Annotated in this window: 12 protein-coding genes; 9 read left to right on the top strand and 3 right to left on the bottom strand. The window is 47.7% G+C overall.

Annotated features, from left to right (window positions below):
- The first annotated feature begins 2 nt into the window (after positions 1-2).
- Positions 3-3,077 (top strand): PVC-type heme-binding CxxCH protein, encoded by a 3,075-nt coding sequence (locus Pan54_RS10565; protein ID WP_146503453.1) that lies wholly within the window; start codon positions 3-5, stop codon positions 3,075-3,077.
- Positions 3,078-3,373: 296 nt separating this feature from the next.
- Here the strand turns inward: Pan54_RS10565 and Pan54_RS10560 are convergent, their stop codons facing one another.
- Entirely contained in the window at positions 3,374-8,320 is a 4,947-nt protein-coding gene (locus tag Pan54_RS10560) for a DUF7133 domain-containing protein (protein WP_165441708.1), read from the bottom strand.
- A gap of 154 nt (positions 8,321-8,474) precedes the next feature.
- Between Pan54_RS10560 and Pan54_RS10555 the strand changes: the two genes are divergently transcribed.
- The 8 genes from Pan54_RS10555 to pgi all read left to right on the top strand — a co-directional run bounded on the left by Pan54_RS10555 (position 8,475) and on the right by pgi (position 17,612).
- Complete coding sequence (locus Pan54_RS10555) at positions 8,475-9,380, top strand: aldo/keto reductase (RefSeq protein ID WP_242631280.1); 906 nt, start codon at positions 8,475-8,477, stop codon at positions 9,378-9,380.
- A 201-nt stretch (positions 9,381-9,581) separates the two neighbouring features.
- On the top strand, positions 9,582-10,505 hold the full coding sequence (locus Pan54_RS10550; RefSeq protein WP_146503450.1) for a hypothetical protein: 924 nt from the start codon (positions 9,582-9,584) through the stop codon (positions 10,503-10,505).
- Between the two features lie 86 nt (positions 10,506-10,591).
- Positions 10,592-12,274 carry an L-lactate permease gene (locus tag Pan54_RS10545; protein WP_146503449.1) on the top strand — a complete coding sequence of 561 codons (1,683 nt, stop codon included), beginning with the start codon at positions 10,592-10,594 and terminating at the stop codon, positions 12,272-12,274.
- Positions 12,275-12,536: 262 nt separating this feature from the next.
- Positions 12,537-13,754: a 3-dehydroquinate synthase gene (locus tag Pan54_RS10540; protein ID WP_146503448.1), complete on the top strand. Its 1,218-nt coding sequence runs from the start codon at positions 12,537-12,539 to the stop codon at positions 13,752-13,754.
- Positions 13,755-13,794: 40 nt separating this feature from the next.
- A complete protein-coding gene (locus tag Pan54_RS10535) occupies positions 13,795-14,208 on the top strand; it encodes an acyl-CoA thioesterase (protein ID WP_146503447.1) in 414 nt (137 codons plus the stop codon).
- Between the two features lie 199 nt (positions 14,209-14,407).
- Positions 14,408-14,890 (top strand): MarR family winged helix-turn-helix transcriptional regulator, encoded by a 483-nt coding sequence (locus Pan54_RS10530; protein ID WP_146503446.1) that lies wholly within the window; start codon positions 14,408-14,410, stop codon positions 14,888-14,890.
- A gap of 191 nt (positions 14,891-15,081) precedes the next feature.
- Positions 15,082-15,780 (top strand): pirin family protein, encoded by a 699-nt coding sequence (locus Pan54_RS10525; RefSeq protein WP_146503445.1) that lies wholly within the window; start codon positions 15,082-15,084, stop codon positions 15,778-15,780.
- Between the two features lie 182 nt (positions 15,781-15,962).
- Positions 15,963-17,612 carry a glucose-6-phosphate isomerase gene (gene pgi / locus Pan54_RS10520; RefSeq protein ID WP_146503444.1) on the top strand — a complete coding sequence of 550 codons (1,650 nt, stop codon included), beginning with the start codon at positions 15,963-15,965 and terminating at the stop codon, positions 17,610-17,612.
- Positions 17,613-17,663: 51 nt separating this feature from the next.
- On the opposite strand, the gene Pan54_RS10515 is transcribed toward pgi, so the two are convergent.
- Positions 17,664-18,842 (bottom strand): aldose 1-epimerase family protein, encoded by a 1,179-nt coding sequence (locus tag Pan54_RS10515; protein ID WP_146503443.1) that lies wholly within the window; start codon positions 18,840-18,842, stop codon positions 17,664-17,666.
- 112 nt (positions 18,843-18,954) lie between these two features.
- Entirely contained in the window at positions 18,955-20,484 is a 1,530-nt protein-coding gene (locus Pan54_RS10510; RefSeq protein ID WP_146503442.1) for an efflux RND transporter periplasmic adaptor subunit, read from the bottom strand.
- Positions 20,485-20,682: the final 198 nt, after the last annotated feature.

Below are 20,682 nucleotides of genomic sequence, written 5' to 3'. Positions count from 1 at the left end.
TTATGCCGTATCTCTCCGCGCGAAATTTAACCTTTATTCTTCCCGTTTGCCTCTGCCTCACAGTTCTCCTGGCAGAGAATCATGCGCAGGACAATCCTGTTGCGGGCAATAAACGGGTTGAAGAAGTCTTCAAGTCCTTCGGAGGCAAGGGTGTGATGTCGGATGGTTCTGATCCGACGCCGCCGCTGGAGTCCCTCAAATCATTTGATGTTAAAGAGGGCATGACGGTTGATTTGATCGCACATGAGCCTGAGGTTTCTCAGCCCTTGTTTCTGACATGGGACTCTCGCGGTCGAATGTGGGTGTTGCAGTATCGACAGTATCAATACCCGGCTGGCTTGAAAGTGGTACGCTTTGACCAGTATTTACGAGCAGTGTTCGATAAAATTCCAGAGCCTCCACCAAAAGGAGTCAAGGGGCTGGACAAGGTCACTGTTCATGAAGATACCGATGGCGATGGTATTTACGATACCTCAAAAGATGTCATTACCGGCTTGAATATCGCTTCTTCGGTTCAAGTAGGGAATGGTGGTATCTGGGTATTGAACCCTCCTTATTTGCTCTTTTATCCCGATGCAAATGGGGATGATATTCCCGATGGTGACCCTGAAGTCCACTTGAGTGGTTTCGGGATTCAGGATACGCATTCGATTTCCAATAGTCTGTTATGGGGACCGGATGGCTGGCTGTATGCCGCCAATGGCAGCACGACTGCTGGAGTTGTGAGTTCTGAAGTGACCAAGGGTGTTGAATTCCAGGGGCAGTGTATCTGGCGATATCATCCTGTGACGAAAGTCTTCGAAATTTATGCCGAAGGGGGCGGAAATACGTTCAGTCTGGATATTGATTCCAAGGGGCGGGTTTTCTCTGGAACGAACGGCGGAAATACACGTGGTTATTATTATCCCCAGGGCAGTTATGCAGATAAGAACTGGGGTAAACATGGGCCTCTCACCAACCCGTATGCGTTTGGGTATTTTACTCACATGGGATTTGAAGGGGATGGCAGGCGTTTTGCACAAGCCTTTCTCATCTATGAAGGTGGGTTGTTTCCCCAGGATTACAACGGCGATATTATTGCACCGAATTCCCTCCATAATATCGTCTGGCACAGTGAAAGAATTCCTCAGGGGTCAACTTACCGCACGGTAGATCACACGAATTTGCTCGAAAGTTCGGATCGCTGGTTTCGACCGGTTTACAATGGCGTCGGTCCAGATGGAAGTGTTTATATTGCTGACTGGTCCGACACTCGCCTCAGTCATGTCAGCCCTGTGGACGATTGGCATAAAGAGAGTGGTCGTATTTATCGTGTCCGACCGACAGATTCATCACCCAATTATCAACTCGGAGATTTACATCAGAAGACTGCCGAGGAGCTAATCACTTTATTGGAGCATTCGAACAAATGGGTACGTCGTCGTGCGATGCTCGAACTGGGCTGGCGTGCGGATAGTTCCGTAGTCGAGCAGTTGATTGCAAAAGTTAATGAGAAGTCATCGCTAGAAAGTTTATGGGCTTTGAATCTGATGGGTGAGCTGGACTCCGATCTTTGCCAGAAATGGTTGCAGCATCCGGATGAGCATATCCGCAGATGGGTTGTCAGGCTGATTGGAGATGGCACACTCAAAAATATTGATTCAAAGGTTTACGAAGCGCTTGCAGTTGTAGCAGCTAATGAACCGCAGGTGCAGGTCCGCAGTCAACTGGCTTCCACGGCTAAGCGAATCGACGCTGAATTTGCCCTTCCAGTTGTGACTCAACTGTTACATCATGAACAGGATCTAACGGATCCACATATGCCTTTAATGTTATGGTGGGCCGTCGAAGCCCATGCGGAAGATTTTGCCGAGATTGAAAAGACGTTTTCCAATCCGGAAGTGTGGTCACTGGAGTTGACTCAGACTGCAATTACAACACGGCTTATGCAAAGATACGCTGCGGCAGGAACGCCCGAAGATTTGCAGCACTGCGCCCGTCTGGTAGAAATTGCACCGGATGACAAATCCCGTGAGCTTTTACTGATTGGTTTGAATAAAGCATTTCAGGGGCGAACAGTGCCACCACTTCCAGTATCTCTTGAAAAAGCTCTGGCAGATTATCTGGATTCACTCGGGAATGATGGCATTGTGCTGGCGTTACGTCAGGGAAAACCAGAAGCCGTTCCTCCCGCGATTAAGGCTTTGAAAGATACAAATAGCGACTTGGGCCTGCGGATGGAACTGGCTCGCGCGTTTGGAGAAGTGAAGGCTCCTGAAGTTGTAAGTACACTCGTCTCGCTGGCGACTGGACGCAGTACAAATGAACCTGCGTTTCAACGGGTGGCGATTCAATCCCTGGCCAATTATGACGACCCAGGAATCGCCGCCAATTTGATTGGATCCTTTCAGAGTCGGATTTCGGCAGAACACAATTTGAGAACAACTGCCTGCAGAACACTGGCTTCCCGTAAAGATTGGGCCATGAAACTGGTCGACTATGTCAATTCCTGGCAGATGAAAGCCGAAGACGTTCCAGCTGATGTGATTCAGCAACTTCGGTCCTACGATGATCCCGAACTTATCTCAGCAGTTGAAAAGGCTTTTGGCAAACCAGTCGAAATTTCAAAAGCGGAAAAGGCAGAGGAGATTAATCGTCTGCTTTCAATGCTGGCGGAATCCGCAGGAGACTCAGCCAAAGGAGAAGTTCATTTCAAAAAGAAATGCGCGAACTGTCACAAGCTTTTCGGGCAAGGCGAAACGATCGGTCCGCCACTTGATGGTTACGAACGAGGCAATCCAAAATTCTGGTTGCCAGCCATGGTCGAGCCTAGTCTGGAAATTCGGGAGGGTTATCAATCCTATATTGCGGTGACTTTGGATGGCCGAGTGATCACGGGCATGGTTGCTGCCCAGGATCCTCAAACGGTCACCATCCGCACTGCTGATAATCGTAAAATCATTCTTGCCCGAGAGGATCTTGAAATCTTCAAGGCGATGGAGAAATCGCTGATGCCCGAAGATGTGCTCAAAGATTTGTCGGATGAAGACATCCGGAATTTACTGGCATATCTCTCACAGGGGGCGCGTCGAAAGTAGGATCCTAGGGCATATTCAAAAATCACCTGCAGCGTTCAGCAGGAGCAAACTCATCGTTTTTAGGACATTTGATGTCCATGCGACTGCAGTTACCATTTGAAAATGGTCTAGAGCATTTCCAAAATCAATTTTCCGCGTTCTGCCTGAGCAAATGCATCGATTTAGGCAAATAATCGTACATGCGAAGGCACACTGCATTTAGAAATGCTCTAATAAAAAACCACTGCTGGGTTCATCCAGCAGTGGTGAATTGAAGCTCGATTTCACTTTCCTCGCTGACGCTTCAGAATGTGAGTTTAAGGTTGGTGATGCATGTGCTCGGAATACATTTTGTGCTTCATATCTCCTTGAGCATAAATGTATGCGATCAAGTCAAGAATCTCTTCTTCGGTTAGCTTGTTCAGCAAGCCGGCTGGCATGATGGAAAGCTTTGATTTGACCTGATCATCGATGTCATCAACGGAAATGGTAAGAGGATCGGCTTTGGCCATCGGATCGACCAGAAGTTGGATTTCATCATCCGTCTCTTTGACGATCATTCCGGTCACGACTTTTCCTGAAGCGAGTACGAAGGTATTGGATTGATACTTTTCGTCAATCGCTTTGGAAGGTTCGACGAGTGACCGGAGCAGGAATTCCAGGTTTTGTTTTTTAGGATCAAGCTTAGTCAGATCCGGTCCAATCTCCTTGCCTTCGTTGTTCAATTTATGACAGGCAACACAGTTCGCGACTTTGAACAGACTTTTTCCCACATCAAAAGAACGTCCATGCATCACCTGTGGTAGAGACTTGGCCAGATCGTCGTATTTCCACTCCGTGTTGCGGTTGGCGAACTTGAGCAATTCGTCCTTAATTTCCAGGGAGTGGCTGGCTAGATACGCAGCCGGATCGGACTGGTAGGCTTTCAGGTCTTCTACGACATACAGGGCTCCATACATTCTTCGCCAATGGCCCGGATAAGTACAAACATAGGGATAAATGCCAGGAGTTTTAGGAACTTCAAACGTTAACGCCTGTTTTTCACCCGGTTCAAGGAGACGACTGCCGAGCAGGATTTTGTCAGATACTGGAATGTATTCTCGATCTTTCGCGTCCGGCTCTCTTGCGGTCTCTTCAGCCAGGGTTCCGACTTCTTCAAGCGAGCCTGGTAAGATGATCGCAAAGTTGTGTGGCATATGATCGGAATTGGAAAAGCGAAACTCGACAGGCTTTCCAGCCTCAACCGCAATGATTTCTTTGTCGTAGATCATTCGTGCTGGAACGGTCCCGATGGCAATCACGCGAACATCCAGATTGTCCAGTCGTGCGAGAACTTTATCAGCTTCATTTTGTGGCAGGCGAGATGCGAGAGAGCGAACAATGGAAATGGCATCGGTCGATGTCGCATTGGTTCGGCTGGCAACGGGCACATTGCTCAGATAGCCAATCAGGTTGTCGATCAGACTGGTAGAATCGGCTTTGGGCCAATTCTCTTCGGGAATAGCTCGCAGTACGCGAATGGCAGCCTGTTGGTATTTATTGCGTTTGAGTAGCTGAGAGAGATCATTGAACTTCTCGGCATCGTGGCCTGGGATCGAGCCCAGGGAAACGACTGCCAGTTGTTGCAATGATTGTCCACCGTTGGCAAATAACACAGAAGCAGGGATTTTCTGTTTCTTGATGCCAGGGCCAGACCAGTTCACTTCCAGGCCATCACCTCCACCATTGTCGAAGTAAGTGACCGTCAAATGATGCAGTCCGGCAGCAAGTTTCGCTTTACCATTCTTTTCGGAAAAACCGTGAAGGCCATCGTTATTGACAAGGATTTTATTATCCAGATAAATGCGTGAGCCATCATCCGATTTGATAAAGAATGTGTAATCTCCCGAACGGGGGATATCAATCAGGCCTTTGAACTGAAGAGCGAATTTATCATTCTGTGTTTTTTGTGGCACATTCATGACGATTTCAGGAACGATCCCGCTATCGACAGGTTTGAGTTTTGCCAGGGTTTCGATGGCAACATTCGTTGGGCTCGGATAATAAAAATCGACATGAATGCCGGGAACTCGCTGTTCGACCTGTCCACCTTCCGAAGAAAGATTTGGTGGCAGTTCAAAAACCAGTGAGCGAATACTGTTATAAAGATTGCTTCGCAGGTCTGAGTTTTCGATTAAGGGAACCGCAGCCAGGAAATCCTGTAAATGGTCTTTACTTTTTGACGTCAGGAAATATGCGTTTTCTCCAGAGCCATCTGTGGTAATCAATGCGGCAATCGCTGAGCGGCGAGTTGCTTCGTTATTACCTTCCAGGGCAAACTTCTCCAGTTGGTTTCGTACTTTTTTAAGTGACTCAGCCGGTTGTTCCTGCAATAAAATTCCGAGGCCTGTCAGACTGGCGATTTGATTGGATTGATCACGTTCAGCCATCAGCTTCATGATCAGCGAGGCTGGATTGGAATTCTCGAATTGTGCAAATCCATTCAGAGCCTCTCGCAATGAGTTGATTGGAGTGTTTGCACGAGAAAGAATGGCCTCATAAACCTCAGCAGACTGTTCATAAGCCAGTAAGTCTTCGGCTGAGGAATTCTTTAATGCGTACTGGCGGGCTGGTGGTGATAAGTCACCTTTTGATCGCATGACTTCCTTTAACAGTTTATCAACGGGGATTTGGCTCAATGCATATTTGATGACCACATCAAGTTCGACGTCAGTCGGCTGAGTGGCGACATTGAAGACGACTTCAGCCGATGTGACACCCGAAAATGCGACCGCAGACTTCACTGCTTCGGCTCGAACAAGTGGAGATTCATCGGCAGAAGCAGCCATCAGGACTGGCTCCCAGCCTTCAACTTGAGTTCCCCAATGCCCGAGTGTACGAATCGCAGCCGCACGAACTCGGGGTTCTTTCGCTTTGTAGAGTGTTTGGATCAATTCCAAATTTGGAACGCGATGTTCTTCCAAGACCCACAGGCATTCCAACATCGCCTGAGCATCCTCAGGCTTATTCACATCGAGTGACTTAGTAAACGAACTCAGTTCTTTGACAACGTCTTCTGTTTCACGACCACTCAATTCAATACGGGCGCGATATCGAGTTGCATTCTCTTTGGCGAAGAACGATTTGCAAACTTCCGCAATCGGTGCCCCCTTCAAATTGGGTTGCATCACAAGTGGACGATTTTTAGCTGTGACTCGATAAATTCGTCCATGCTCATGATCTCGGTTTGGATCCCGCATATTATGTTGCATGTGACCAATTAGAGCATTGCTCCAGTCCGAAACATACAGGGCTCCATCGCTGCCAATTTCGACATCGGTGGGACGGAAGTTGGGATCGTCAGAAAACAGAATTGGTTCGATTTCTTCGCAGGAAATGTCGGCTCCATCATATTTGACTTCATGCTGCAGAACGCCGAGAAATCCGATGCAGTTACAGATCAGGAAATTCCCCTGATTTTCTTCAGGAAACTGACTGCTGGAAAGAATGCCCGTAGCAGCAACGGGACGCACTCGTTTTTTGAACCACTGTTTATTACCGACACCTTTGCCGATATTGACGTAGGATCCCGTTCCACTTGTGCCATCGTTGGCGAACTGATATCCCCATTGATCGAAGACATCGCCGTGAGGATTGGGGCCAATCGGGAAGTGAAATTCCATTTCGAAAGTGCGGGGATTGAATCGATAGACTCCCGTGCTGCCTGCCCGGAATGTTTTGGTAGGAGTTTCGATATTAGCAACATTGAAGACACCGCGAGACCAGTACAGCCAGCCGTCTGGCCCGAGTACCATTGCATTGGCCGAGTGATGCGAATCGGCACTGGAAAGTCCCTGTAACATGCGAATTTTCACATCGGCTTTGTGATCGCCATCGGTATCTTTAAGAAACCAGAGTTCTGGCAAAGCCGCTACCAGCATTCCGCCACCCCAGAATTCGAAGCCGGTCACACTGTTGAGTTCATCGGCAAAGATGATGCACTCGTCGGCGACTCCATCAGCGTTTTCGTCGGGTAGGCAGACGATGCGATCTCGTCGCTTTTCAGTCGGATTCCAGTGCGGATAACTTGGCCAGACGGAAGCATATAATATTCCGTCTGTGTCGACTGCCATCTGCACAGGGTTGATCAATTCCGGGAACATTTCCTCGGAGGCAAAAAGATTGACTTCCATTCCTTTGGCAATCGTCATCTTGGAAATCGCTTCCTCACCACCAAGATAGGAATAACTGCCGTCGTCAAGATTTCCGGGCTTGTTCGTTTTGACGTCCAGTTCCTGAGGAAGATTGTCATCTTTTACTTCTAAATCTCCGCCGCGAGCGACCGCCCAAACGCGTTTGTCGCGATTGGCCGTCATGACATCGAAGATTTCCATTTCTCGCATCATCACATCGGCATTGGACTGACCAAACCAGGCAAGTTTGGAGCGTCCTCCAAAGACGTTATAACCATCGACGACACGATAGCGATTGAACCAGTAATCGTTCTTGACGAGTATTGCTTGTCGCAGACGTTCAAGTTCTTTGGCATCAATATCGACTTTGTCTTTGCCAAACAATTCTTTAAGTATTACATCTGCCATGGCACGATTCCCATCGCTGAGCAGATGGATGCCGTTCATTGTCAGCGGCTTCTCAGAGGATTCATACAACTGTTGCGAAGGATGGAACAGGTCGACAAACAGAACCTGCTTGGACTGACAGACATCCCGCATGGCGTCCGTATAAAGTTCGAGATTCTTATTATTGGCTTCCCCATCAGGCAGATCAGCACTGTGGAGATTTTCGTGAGCAATGGGTGAAAAGAAGACTAGAGTCGGAGCCGTTTTCTCGTTGTAGTTTTGCGACTGCATGCCATCAATAGTCGATTCGAGTTGCTTACGGAATTCATTGAGTCCATCCGGACCATCCATTGCTTCGTTGTAACCAAAGAAGCTGAAAATCACATCGGCTTCAACTTTAGCCAGCCATTCATCAGGACTGCCGAAATTGTCTTCACGCGGACGCACACTTAGTTCATCGCCAGGGACGGCCAGATTTCTGACTGTCAAATCGTACTCTGGGTAAAGTGCATGCAGATAAGTTTCCAGCCAGGCATGGTGCTGCATACGATCAGCCAGCGTATTGCCGATGTAGGCAATGTGATCTTCTTTTTCCAAAGAGAGTTTGGGTTCAGCCGCTTGAGTATTTTCGAAAGATAGAGTTAGGAAACCGAGCAGGCAGGCTGCTATGAAACAGGAGGTGAGTCTGGTGAGGGCTTGAATCATGAGAATTCTTTCGTCGTCCTTTACAGTCAAATAGCATCCCGTATGATCGAGGAATGCATCGAAGATTACTTTTGCGTTTATCATGGCAATCTTTGCTGATGTCTACAACTCTCGATACAAAATTCCTGACCCAAAAAGTTTAGAAGTCTCAGTCATGTTGAAAACTAGAACACTTGGTCGCACGGGATTGGAAGTCACTCAACTTGGCTATGGCAGCATGGGAATTCGTGGTCCGAAAACGTGGGGCAAGCGAGTCGCTTCCGAGGAGGAGTCTGAGCAAATTCTGAATGCGGTACTCGATGCGGGCATCAACTTCATCGATAGCGCTCCCGATTATGGGATCAGTGAAGAGCGAATCGGTCGATATCTTTCTTCGCGTCGAGGAGAATTCATTCTCGCCAGTAAGTGTGGTTGCAATTACACCCAGGGTGAAGAAGAAATTAACATTCGGCATACCTGGAAGCAGGATGTTATCAAAAGGAATCTGGAAGATACCCTTTTCCGAACTCAGTCGGAATTTCTTGATCTCCTCCAATTTCACGGTGGCGATGCCGAAACCTTAGAACAAGAAGGACTCATCGAACAGCTGGAAGATTTTCGCTCGCAGGGGTTGATTCGCTTTCTGGGAGTTTCAAGTTCGTTGCCAAATTTACCGGGAATGATCGAGTTAGGTGTATTTGATACTTTTCAAATTCCGTATTCGTGTCTAGCTCCCGAACATAATGATTGGATTACAAAAGCGGCTGAAACGGGTGCGGGAATTATTATTCGGGGAGGAATTGCTCACGGGGGGCCAGATGCAGAGATTCAGCGTCCCAATTTGAATGATGTCTGGACGAATGCACGTCTGGATGAACTGTTGACAGAGGGGATGACTCGATCAGAAATGATTTTACGATATACATTGTCGCATCCTCATTGCGATACGACAATTGTGGGGACTTGCAATCCAGAACATCTCAAAGAGAATGTCGCTGCGGCCAGTCAAGGGGGATTGCCAGCGGAGCTCTATCAGGAAATTCAAACACGAGTTTCGTCCGTGATAAAGAATTCTAAATAACCCTCATATGATTATTAGAACGAACTTCATCAAACCTGGGTGGCGGGGGCGCTCTCGAAGAGAAGCCCCCGAATCTTGGAGCTTCCGGGGGCTTCCGCTAAAGCGGAGCGCCCCCGCCACCCGGTATTGATTTTAACAGAATTGAATTTCGTCAGGCGCAGCCTGACCTACGGTCTGATCAAAATATTTTCGGAGAATCTAATGAGTACAAGTCATGCGAGTTTGAATGAGCTGTGGCAGAAACAGTCGCTCAGTTGGGAATATGGAGCGGCTGCCAGTCCAGATATTGAGGATGTGCCGATTCGAGTATTTCCTGCTGCTTTGCACGAAAGCGGTGTCACGGAAATCATCAAGCTGGATCTGTCCGATTTAATAGGGACTTCAACCCCCGCGACCACGCCGAGTCTGCTGGCGAATTATCTGACAATTCAGGCAGAGGATCATATTCAAATTGCGGAACAGACTTCCTCGGAAGTTTATTTCGTAATGAGGGGGCAGGGACGGACCGAAACAGAGCAGGGCATTTTAGAGTGGAAACAGGGCGATGCGTTTACATTACCGTGTCATCAAGGGGTGACGCACTTCGCCGATGTTGATTCCGCTTTGTACTGGGTGCATGATGGTCCGCTCATGTCTTATCTGGGAGTGCATCCAAACAAACCACGCTTCGAGTCTGCTTATTATTCGAAAGAATATCTGGACGGCGAGATTTCAAAAATCCGTGAGGCAGGCATTCGCGAGAATCGAAATCGCAATGGGATCATTCTCGGTAATCCAGCCAGTGAGAAAACAAAGACCATGACACATACAATGTGGTCTTTGTATAACGTCTTACCGAAACAATCGGTGCAGAAACCTCATCGTCATAACTCTGTGGCAATTGATCTGGCTGTTTCAGCTGATCCCAATACTTATACCATGATTGCTAAAGAAATCGATGAAGCTGGAAATCTGATTGATCCGTTTCGAGCCGAGTGGAAACCGAATTCCGTTTTCGTAACACCACCCGGCTGGTGGCATTCGCATCATAATGAATCTGATGTCGATGCGTATGTATTTCCAGTCCAGGATGCAGGATTGCAGACCTATTTACGCACGTTGGATATCCAGTTCATTAAAGATTGATCTCCAAAAAAGTCGTACGTAGTCGAAATTGTCAAGCACAGCCTGACCTGCGAACTGTTCTACAAAAGCTTCGAATTGAGCCATTTATGCATGACCTGCTGCCCGTTTTACTCTCCTTACTTCCGATTGCCATTGTAGGCATTTTTCTTGTCGGACTGCGTTGGCCTGCGGCTTATGTGATGCCGCTTTCTTATGTAGCGGCTGTCGGAGTTGCCCTGTTTTACTGGCAACTGAAATTTGCCCAAGTCGCCGCGGCTTCCATCAATGGATTGGTGATTTGTTTTAGTCTGCTCTATATCGTATTCGGTGCGATTTATCTCCTGAATACGTTGAGCGAATCGGGAGGCCTCTCGGTCATTCGAAATGGATTCACTTCGATTACGGATGATCGTCGTGCCCAGGTGATCATTATTGCCTGGCTCTTCGGTGCCTTTATGGAAGGGGCGGCTGGTTTTGGAACACCAGCTGTCATTTGTGTCCCGCTGCTGGTCGGTCTGGGGTTTCCGGCAATGGCAGCCATTATTGCTGGAATGATGATTCAATCGACACCGGTCTCATTCGGAGCCGTCGGCACGCCGATTTTGATTGGTGTGAATAAGGGGCTTGAAGGAAGTAGTTCCGTTGTTGACTTTGCAGCAAAATCTGGCCTGGAAAACTGGCAGGAATTGTTGCCGATTATCGGTGTCAAAGTCGCGATTTTGCATGGTATTGTCGGGACTCTGGTGCCGCTGTTTATCGTAGTTGTTATTACGCGATTCTTCGGAGCCAATCGCAGTTTTGCAGAAGGCTTCAAAATCTGGAAGTTTGCAATCTTTGCGGCTCTGGCAATGATCATCCCCTACGTGACGATCGCATTTGTCCTGGGCCCAGAGTTTCCAACGTTACTTGGCTCTTTAATTGGTATGGCGATTGTGATTCCAGCGGCCCGAGCAAAATTTCTGATGCCAGAAGAATCTTGGGATTTTGCCAAAAAGTCGGATTGGCCCGATTCCTGGCACGGCTTGTATGATGTGAAAGTCGAAGAACCTGTTGCTCACTTGTCGTTATGGAAAGCCTGGGCTCCTTATTTATTAACGGCTCTTATTCTCGTGCTGACTCGTTTGCCTTCTTTGGGCATTGGAGCCTGGTTAAAATCGATCACAGTTCCTGGAAATGGAGAAGCACTGACCAATCTGTTTGGTTCAACCGTCAGTGTCTCTCCTGTGCAGATTCTTTACTTGCCAGGCTCGATATTTATACTCGTCTGCTTGATGACATTCGTCTTGCACCGCATGTCAAAGGGGGCCTGCCAGCGTGCGACAACTCGCTCTCTCAAAATGATCATCCCCGCTTCAGCCGCACTCATATTCACCGTACCGATGGTGCAGATCTTTATCAACTCATCTGGAGGAGCAGCAGGTCTGCCTTCAATGCCAAGTCTGCTGGCCGATTCTGTCGCTTCAATCTCAGGATCAGCCTGGCCATTATTTTCTCCACTCATCGGAGGACTGGGAGCGTTTGTCGCAGGCAGCAATACCATCAGCAATATGATGTTTTCTCAATTCCAGTTCCATGCCGGCCTGCAAATTGGAGTCGATCCCACCTGGGTTGTCGCGCTACAGGCAGTCGGCGGAGCAGCGGGAAATGTCATCTGCGTTCATAACGTAGTCGCAGCTTGTGCAGTAGTCGGCATGAACGGCAAAGAAGGTGACATCCTGCGAAAAACGTTATCCCTCTTCGTTTACTACGTGTTGTTCGCTGGGATCTTAGGATTATTGTTTACTCTTTAAATTTATTTTGAAATCTGATGCAATTGAATGAAATAGAACCGCAGATGAACAACTCGTACAATCATTTCAAATGGAATTATGTTTTATCACAGATCTTAAATTGTCGATGATTTTCAGAGGCTTGCATTCGAAATTGGCTCAGGGATAAGTTAACCTGTAGATATATCAACTTTTCTGAATGCGATATCCTGCCTATAATTTATTTAACTGTCGCCCAGGTGAATACAAATAAGACAGCTACTCTCCAGATTGATTGCCTCCCATGAGTGAACAACCCCTCCCTGAAGAATCGCAGGCCTTTGATCCTAGCGATCATGGTATTGACCAATTATCCACTGGAGTTGATGTTACTTTTGCAGTTCCCTATGTACATCGACTCCGAGTGACAACGAACGTGCTGGAATCGCAAACCAATGTTCTACTCGATCTGCTGGAACAATCAGGTGATGCCCCGGCTCGGGTCCAGTTCTGGATTGACGAAGCCGTTGCGAATGCACGTCCTGATCTTTCTCAGATTCTAAGGACGTTTGTCTCGAAGAATTCCGACCGCGTTTCGATGGCGAGCAACATACAAATTGCTCCCGGTGGCGAGGATGTGAAGAACGATGTCCACGTTCTTGAGCGGATGCTCAAAGTGATGAATGCTGCAAATTTGGATCGTCGCAGCTATGTGATTGTCATTGGCGGGGGAGCGGTTCTGGATGCCGTCGGTTTTGCTGCGGCCATTGCTCATCGCGGAATTCGCCTGATCCGCTTACCCACAACAACACTCAGTCAAGCTGATTCCGGCGTCGGGGTAAAAAACAGTATCAATCTCTTTGAAAAGAAGAACTGGGTTGGATCGTTCGCTGTTCCCTGGGCAGTCATTAACGATGCCGATCTGCTTTCGACCTTGCCAGATCGCCAGTTCCGAGCCGGTTTTTCTGAAGCTGTTAAAGTCGCATTATTAAAAGACCCTGCATTATTCGAGGCGATCTGCGAACAAGCCGAGCGTATTTCTCAAAGGGACTGGTCTGCTTGTGGACCAATCATTCAACGCTCCGCAGAGTGGCATCTGAAGCATATTACACGTGGTGGCGATCCCTTTGAAATGCTCGAAGCCCGTCCTCTTGATTATGGACATTGGTCGGCTCATAAACTGGAAGTGATGACAAATTTCCAGGTTCAACATGGGGAAGCGGTTGCTATTGGCGTAGCAATCGACTCCTTATACTCTTCTCGCAAAATGGGCTTTCCCCAATCCGACGCTGAGCGAGTTGTCAATTGCCTGCTGGAACTCGGTTTCGATTTACAGCATCCGATGTTACACGATACGAAAATTTTATTTGCCGGGCTTGAAGAGTTCCGTCAGCATCTCGGTGGTCGCCTGACTCTGACAATGCTGCGCAGTATTGGTGATCCCGTTGAAATCCACGAAGTCGATCAGTCTGCCATGCAGGAGTCAATCGTGCAACTGACAGAAATCGCAGCCGCTCGATAATAACTGACTTAAATTTCAATTCCTCACAATGACTGCCCCCATGCAGAAGGTCAAATTCGAGCCATCGATACACACATTTCATATCGACTTTATGAATCATGTGAGTAACATCGTCTACATCGAATGGATGGAAATTGGACGTTGCCTTTTGCTCGAAGCAGCTGGTATGCCGGTGCCGCAGATTATGCAGCAGGGCTACGGACCAGTGCTGGTGGAGACGAACATCCAGTACAAGCAACAATTGAAACTAGGTGATACCGTTCGAGCCGAAGTCTGGATCTCGGAAATGAATCACGTCTCCGCCTGGATGGAATTTCGCTTTTACGGTCCCGATCAATCGCTAGCTGCTCTCGGTCGTCAGCGGGCCATATTCATTGATCTCCAGACTGGTCGTCCGACTCGCCTGCCGGAGACTGATCGCCAACGATTTCAGCCTTTTATCGCTGAGAATTAAACCACGGTTGTTTTCAACTTAGTCAGCCCTCTTTGCCGGGGTGACTCACAAGTTGGCATTGATCAGTTTTTCTTCATACTTCATAAACGTAAGTCATTTGAATTACAGAAAAAAAAGCGTCAAATAACCGTTGACTGGTAAATACATTACGTGTAAACTAAAAAACGATCGCACTGTCCTTTTTCTGAACGATGGCTTCATGAACTCTTCACGCTTACAAGATGAACTGAAAAAGAAGAATCCTTTCGAGGTTCCAGAACAGGAGGCGATCCTGAATCTGTTACGCACGAATGATTACTTTGAAAATCGATTTGGACGTTTGTTTCGTGATTATGGAGTGACTGCTTCCCAGTACAATGTTCTGAGAATTCTCAGCGGGGAAGGGAAGCCGATGCCCTGTCTGGAGATTGCCTCACGTACTATTCAGGTCGTTCCGGCAATCACAGGGTTGATTGATCGACTGGAAAAGCAGGGACTGGTACAAAGACATCGCTGCGAACAGGATCGTCGCGTCGTTTATATTTCACTCACTCTAAAAGCCGAGAAATTATTAAACCGAATGGAGGGACCTGTTATTGAATTGCATCGGGAACTGGTAGGTCATTTGACCCGTCAGGAATTGAAGGAATTGAGCCGCCTGTTGGAAAAAGCACGAGAGTCGACCGGCAGTGAGGAAGCGTGACTTTTTTTTAATCTATAGTTTACATGTAAATAATATAATAAGGAAGCAGATCATGTCGCTGGAAAACAAAGTTGCCATTGTCACTGGGGGAACATCGGGAATTTCATTGCCTGTGGATGGCGGATGGTTGGCAAAATAATCAAGTTGTCCAGGAATAGAGTTAATCTGAAATTATAAAAGAGGAGTCAATCATGTTCAAAGTTCGTAAAGCAGCAGATCGCGGACATGCCGATTTGGGTTGGCTGGATACTTACCACACCTTTTCTTTCTCTTCCTATCAGGACACGCAGCACGTCCGGTTCCGGACACTGCGGGTCATGAATGAAGATACTGTTCTGCCAGGTGAAGGATTTGGGGAGCATCCACATCAGAATATGGAAATCGTCACCTATGTTCTTGAAGGAGCACTCGAACATAAGGACTCGATGGGAAATGGAGAAATCCTCCGTCCCGGCGAATTTCAACGGATGTCAGCCGGTTCGGGGATCACGCATAGCGAATTCAATCCTTCGCAGACAGAGCCCGTGCATCTGTATCAGATCTGGATCTTTCCAGATGAGAAGGGATTAACTCCCAGCTATGAACAGAAACGATTTGATGATGAGCGGATGGTAAATCGATTGAGGCTTGTTGCCTCTCCTGATGCCGCTGATGGTTCACTGACCATTCACACGGATGCTCGTATCTATCTGGCAAAACTGGATGCCGGTACTTCTCTTGACCATGAACTCAATAATGGTCGTCATGCCTGGATTCAAGTGCTTCGCGGAAAAGTGTCTGTGAATGGTACGGTGCTCGATACTAGCGATGGAATGGCCGTGAGTGAAGAAGATCGATTAACCATTCAGGCTGAAGATCACGCTGAAATCATGGTCTTTGATCTTCCGTAATTGAATTTCGACAAGCAAAGATCGCGATAGGCGCAAAGCACTTCTTAAGTGCCTGCGTGGTCTTTGCGATCTTTGCGTTAACATTCCCTCTCAATGAGTCGCAATTCCAGTGAGGCCTGATATATATTAACGATTGAACCGTAATGAATTGAAAAAAATGATCAATCTAGAAAGTCGTTGATATGTCTGCTCAAACCGGAAAATCGGGACTGACGTCCCGCCCCGAATGGAAAGCCCTTTGTCAGCATTTTGAGTCAATCAAAAATGTGCAGTTGCGGGATGCTTTCGCGGAAGATTCTGACAGAGCCAGCAAATTTAGTGTTGAAGCGGTCGACTTGTTTCTGGACTATTCAAAAAATCGCATCAATTCAGAAACGATGCCGCTTTTGTTCGACCTGGCAAAGTCCGCCAAACTCAAAGAGCGGACCGAAGCAATGTTCACGGGCGAGAAGATCAACACCACTGAGAATCGAGCCGTGTTGCATACGGCTTTACGTGCTCCAAAAGATGCGGTGATTGAATTCGAAGGCCAGAATGTCGTTCCTGATGTGCATGAAGTTCTCGATAAGATGACCGCGTTTTGCGAGAGGGTTATTAGCGGAGAATGGACAGGCTACACCGGTCAGCCGATTCGTAATGTGATCAACATCGGCATCGGCGGTTCGGATCTTGGTCCCGTGATGGCTTACGAGGCACTCAAGCATTACAGCAATCGTGATCTCACATTCCGATTTGTTTCCAATGTCGATGGAACCGATTTTGCCGAAGCGACGATCGATCTGGATCCTGCTGAGACGTTAGTCATCGTGGCGTCAAAAACATTCACCACTCAGGAAACCATGACAAACGCCATGAGCGCCCGCAAATGGCTGGTGGATCAACTGGGAGCAGAAACGGCGGTGGCGAAGCACTTCGTGGCTGTTTCAACCAGTGCAGAGCGTGTGCAGGAATTCGGAATCGATACCGAAAACATGTTCGGCTTCTGGGACTGGGTGGGTGGACGATATTCAATGGATGCAGCGATCGGTCTTTCGACGATGCTGGCGATTGGACCGGATCGATTCCGTCAGATGCTCGATGGTTTTCACGCGATGGATGTTCATTTTCGTGAAACTCCGCTCGAAGAAAACCTGCCTGTCATTCTGGCGATGCTGAATATCTGGTACACGAATTTCTTCGATGCTCAAACGGTTGCTGTGCTGCCTTACGATCAATATCTGAAGCGATTCCCGGCTTATCTGCAACAGTTGACAATGGAAAGCAATGGCAAGTCGGTCACATTAGCTGGCGATTCAATTGACTACGAAACCAGTCCGGTCTTCTGGGGCGAACCGGGCACGAACGGTCAGCATTCATTCTATCAGTTAATTCATCAGGGAACTCATTTGATCCCCTGTGATTTTATCGCATTTGGACGCTCGCTGAATCCAGTCGGCGATCATCATGACAAACTGATGGCCAACGTCTTTGCACAAACAGAAGCTCTAGCGTTTGGAAAGACAAAAGAACAAGTCGAGGCAGAGGGGACTTCTTCAGAATTGGTCCCGCATCGCGTCTTTTCAGGGAATCGCCCTTCAAATACGCTGTATGCAGAAATTCTCACACCGAGAATCCTTGGCAGTCTAATTGCCCTGTATGAACATAGCGTATTTGTTCAGGGAGTCGTTTACGATATCGATTCGTTTGATCAATGGGGAGTTGAACTTGGCAAAGTTCTCGCGAAGAAAATCGTGCCGGAGTTGGAGGCGAGTGACTCACCAGATCTGAAGCATGACAGTTCGACGAATCAGTTGATTCAGCGTTATCGAAAATCGCAGGGGCGCACTGCTTAATAGATGTTTCGCTGCAGGTCAGGCACATCCTGACCTGCAGCGAAATTACAATTATTGATCACCCGAAATTCCTTGGGCCAGATTTCGATCAATTTGCAGTTCTGCTTGTGATTGCAATTCTAAAATTCGATCAAGTTGATTGGAGATATTCTGGGAATCTGTCAGCACGGAAAGTTTCATCGAAGCCTGCCAGCTGGCTCCTGCCGCCATTTTGACGACGCGTCCTTCCCGTCGTTCCTGGGCTTTGAAGTTGGGGTAATTTGTCCCCGGCTCCAGGCCTGTGCAGTAACCATCCGCCAGTGATTGTGTGTTTTTCCAGATCGTCAGGCAGGGCAGGGCAGCCGTCTCAAAATCCAGACTGACCGCTTCTGTCTGACTGGCATTGGTCAGTAGAACAGGAGTGAATCCGTCGCTATCGGAAATTGGTTTGCAGAAGAAGGCTTCCTCGGCATAACCAGTTGTGGGTTCGCGATATGTGGAATAGGTATCGAGCTCTTCGGTGGCGCGAGCGTCACGAGGCGTGAGTCTTTTCAGGGGAGCATGCCAGGTACTCTCCTCTTCAAGAATGGGACTGCCGATATTAATGTGATACAGCAATTGCAACTCGGCTCCGCGTCCAGAACGATTGGTCACAGAATCTGTCATTGTGACTTCGTGAGAATTGAGAGCTGTTCGGTATTCTGAAACTAATTCGAGATGTTGCCCAAACAGCGTCGCTTCCGAGACTGTCCCTCGAACGACAATTTCAGTTTTACCATCGGATTCAATCAATTGAAATGTCACTGAAGTCGCCGGGAGATTGGCAATTCGACCGTGGAGAGTGATGTCCGATTCAATCGCTCCCGCGGTTTCGTCGATGCCGGGAGGACCGTTGGAAGTGAGCCCGCATCGGGTCACCAGTTCGTTAAAGCCATCCAGCCATCCCAGTTTGTTGCGACTCTTCAGGTCGACGAAAGCAGGATGAACGGGCTGTTTGACCGGGGAATCCCAACCGACACGTAAGTCTCCCGCTTGAATCTTCCACAGCCCCATGCCACGTGTCGGCAATATGAAAAGTGACTGGGCGCCATTACTGACTTCGATCACTTCGACACCCGCTGAGAGCCCAGCTTTCATGGTCGTTTTTGTGACAAACCAGCCTTCAGGAGAGCCATCGATTTCTGCAGAAGTAATTTTAAGATTCGCTTCCGCTTGTTCTCCACACAGTTCCCAAATTTCTGATTCAGACATAAGAGCGATACTTTTTGCAGGGAAATTATTGAAATCGCTCGGACGTTTCAATCTCAATGAAATTGAAAACGTCCGAGCGAATATATTCACATTTAATTTGAACGATCTGGACTTACTTCGTGGGAGCTTTCTTCAGAATTTCATCCCCAACTTTCAATCCTTCGAGGATTTCCTGTTTCTTGTCTCTTTCCAAGCCAAGCGTAACGGGTTGCTTCCTGGGTTCATCACCAGCAATCCAGACATACGGGCCATCCTGTTCGCTAAATTCATCCTGATGAATCACAGATGTCGGAATCATGATCGCTTCAGCAGATTTTTTGATGCGGATTTTAGCATCGCAGGTCATTCCCGGAACCAGTCCGTCATTATCGGCATCGGCTCGTCGCAAACGTAACGTGGCTTTGTATTTCCCATCACTTTGTGCGACCGAATCCACTTCAACAACCTGAGCATACATTTGGCCGTTGAGCATAGATTTCGGTTTGACGATCGCCAATTGTCCAGATTCCACTTCTGCCAGTTGTTCTTCAGTCAAATCTGCCACGACGGAGAGGAGGTCAGGATCGACAACGGTCATTAGAACACTGTTGGCAGAAACCGATCCCCCGGGAATCAATTGCTTTTCCCGAGTACTGATTTCCGACCATTTTCCAAGTTTTTCCTGTCCATAAAAAACGATTCCAGAACGCGGAGCCAGGATGGTCATGCCTTTGCGGTCGGCTTTCATTTCGGCCAGTTTTTCTTTGCTCTCCGCAAGATCGCGTTGCATCTGTTCGATGTCGAGTTCTTTTTTCTGAATCATCATTGGTAAAGAGACAACTGTTTTAGCCTGTGTTAAAGCGGCTCGGGCTTGAGAGTCGATCATTCCCTGTTTTTCGCGAGGTATTAATGCTTCAATCAAACGATCATGACGAAGTTTCGCCCGCTCGACCGAACGCTTAGCCATTTCAACATCTCGCTTGGCTCTGAGCAGGACAATTTCCTCGGTCTGCTCAGTCAGATCATCGGCTTCATACATCTGTGTCAGCTGATTAAGTTCCTCCTGAGCATATTCCAGTTGATACTCAGAAAACTTTAGATTCAATTCAGCCGATTTCAGATCTTCCTGTTCCTGCACATTCAAATAATAGTCCAAGTTGTCTTTGGCTTCTTCTGCACTGCGATTGGCCTGCTCAAGATCCATTGCTGTCGATTCCTTAAGGAATCGAAGTTCATCGGTTGCCATACGTAAAGATAGAGTCGTTGTGACCAATTTCTTTTCCGCTTTGTCGATGGCTTTATCGAGATCCTCGGTTTCCAAGACGATTAACGGGTCTCCCTCCATCACGGTTTCGCCATGCTCAACTGCATCGACAACCTTAAGAGTTGTCCAGGCTTTGGGAGTCAGAATAATTTGATCCGCATCAAGCCCAACGAAAATTCCCGTTGTGCTAACCGTGGGTAGAAACTCGGTTGTTTCGACTTTGATGGTTGTGGGTTCGGCTGCAATTGCTGCATCATCAGCTTCTTTCGCGTTCTCGACAACTTCTTCATCGGCCCTCAGGAGATTGGCTTGTTGCGATTCCAGAACTGTATAGCCGAGGAGGAGTATGAGGAGAGGACAGAAAGTTTTTTGAAAAGATCGTTTCGGTGTCATTCGCATCGTGCGCTCCTGTGAAACTCTATCTATATGTCTAACTGAGAATGTTTTGTCTCGATGGCAATTGAAAATTATTCTTAAGTTGGTGTGCTTCTTAAAATGATTGTATCCAACTGCCAGACTCTATTTGTTTTGTGAGCAGAGGTTGAATTCTAGCAAATCGATCATTCAGAATTCTACCCTGTTTTGAACTTTAGCGAC

The organism is Rubinisphaera italica, assembly GCF_007859715.1.
GTDB classification, from domain to species: Bacteria; Planctomycetota; Planctomycetia; order Planctomycetales; family Planctomycetaceae; genus Rubinisphaera; species Rubinisphaera italica.
Note: the sequence above shows the minus strand (reverse complement) of the source record. Positions and strands in the feature narration are given on the sequence as shown.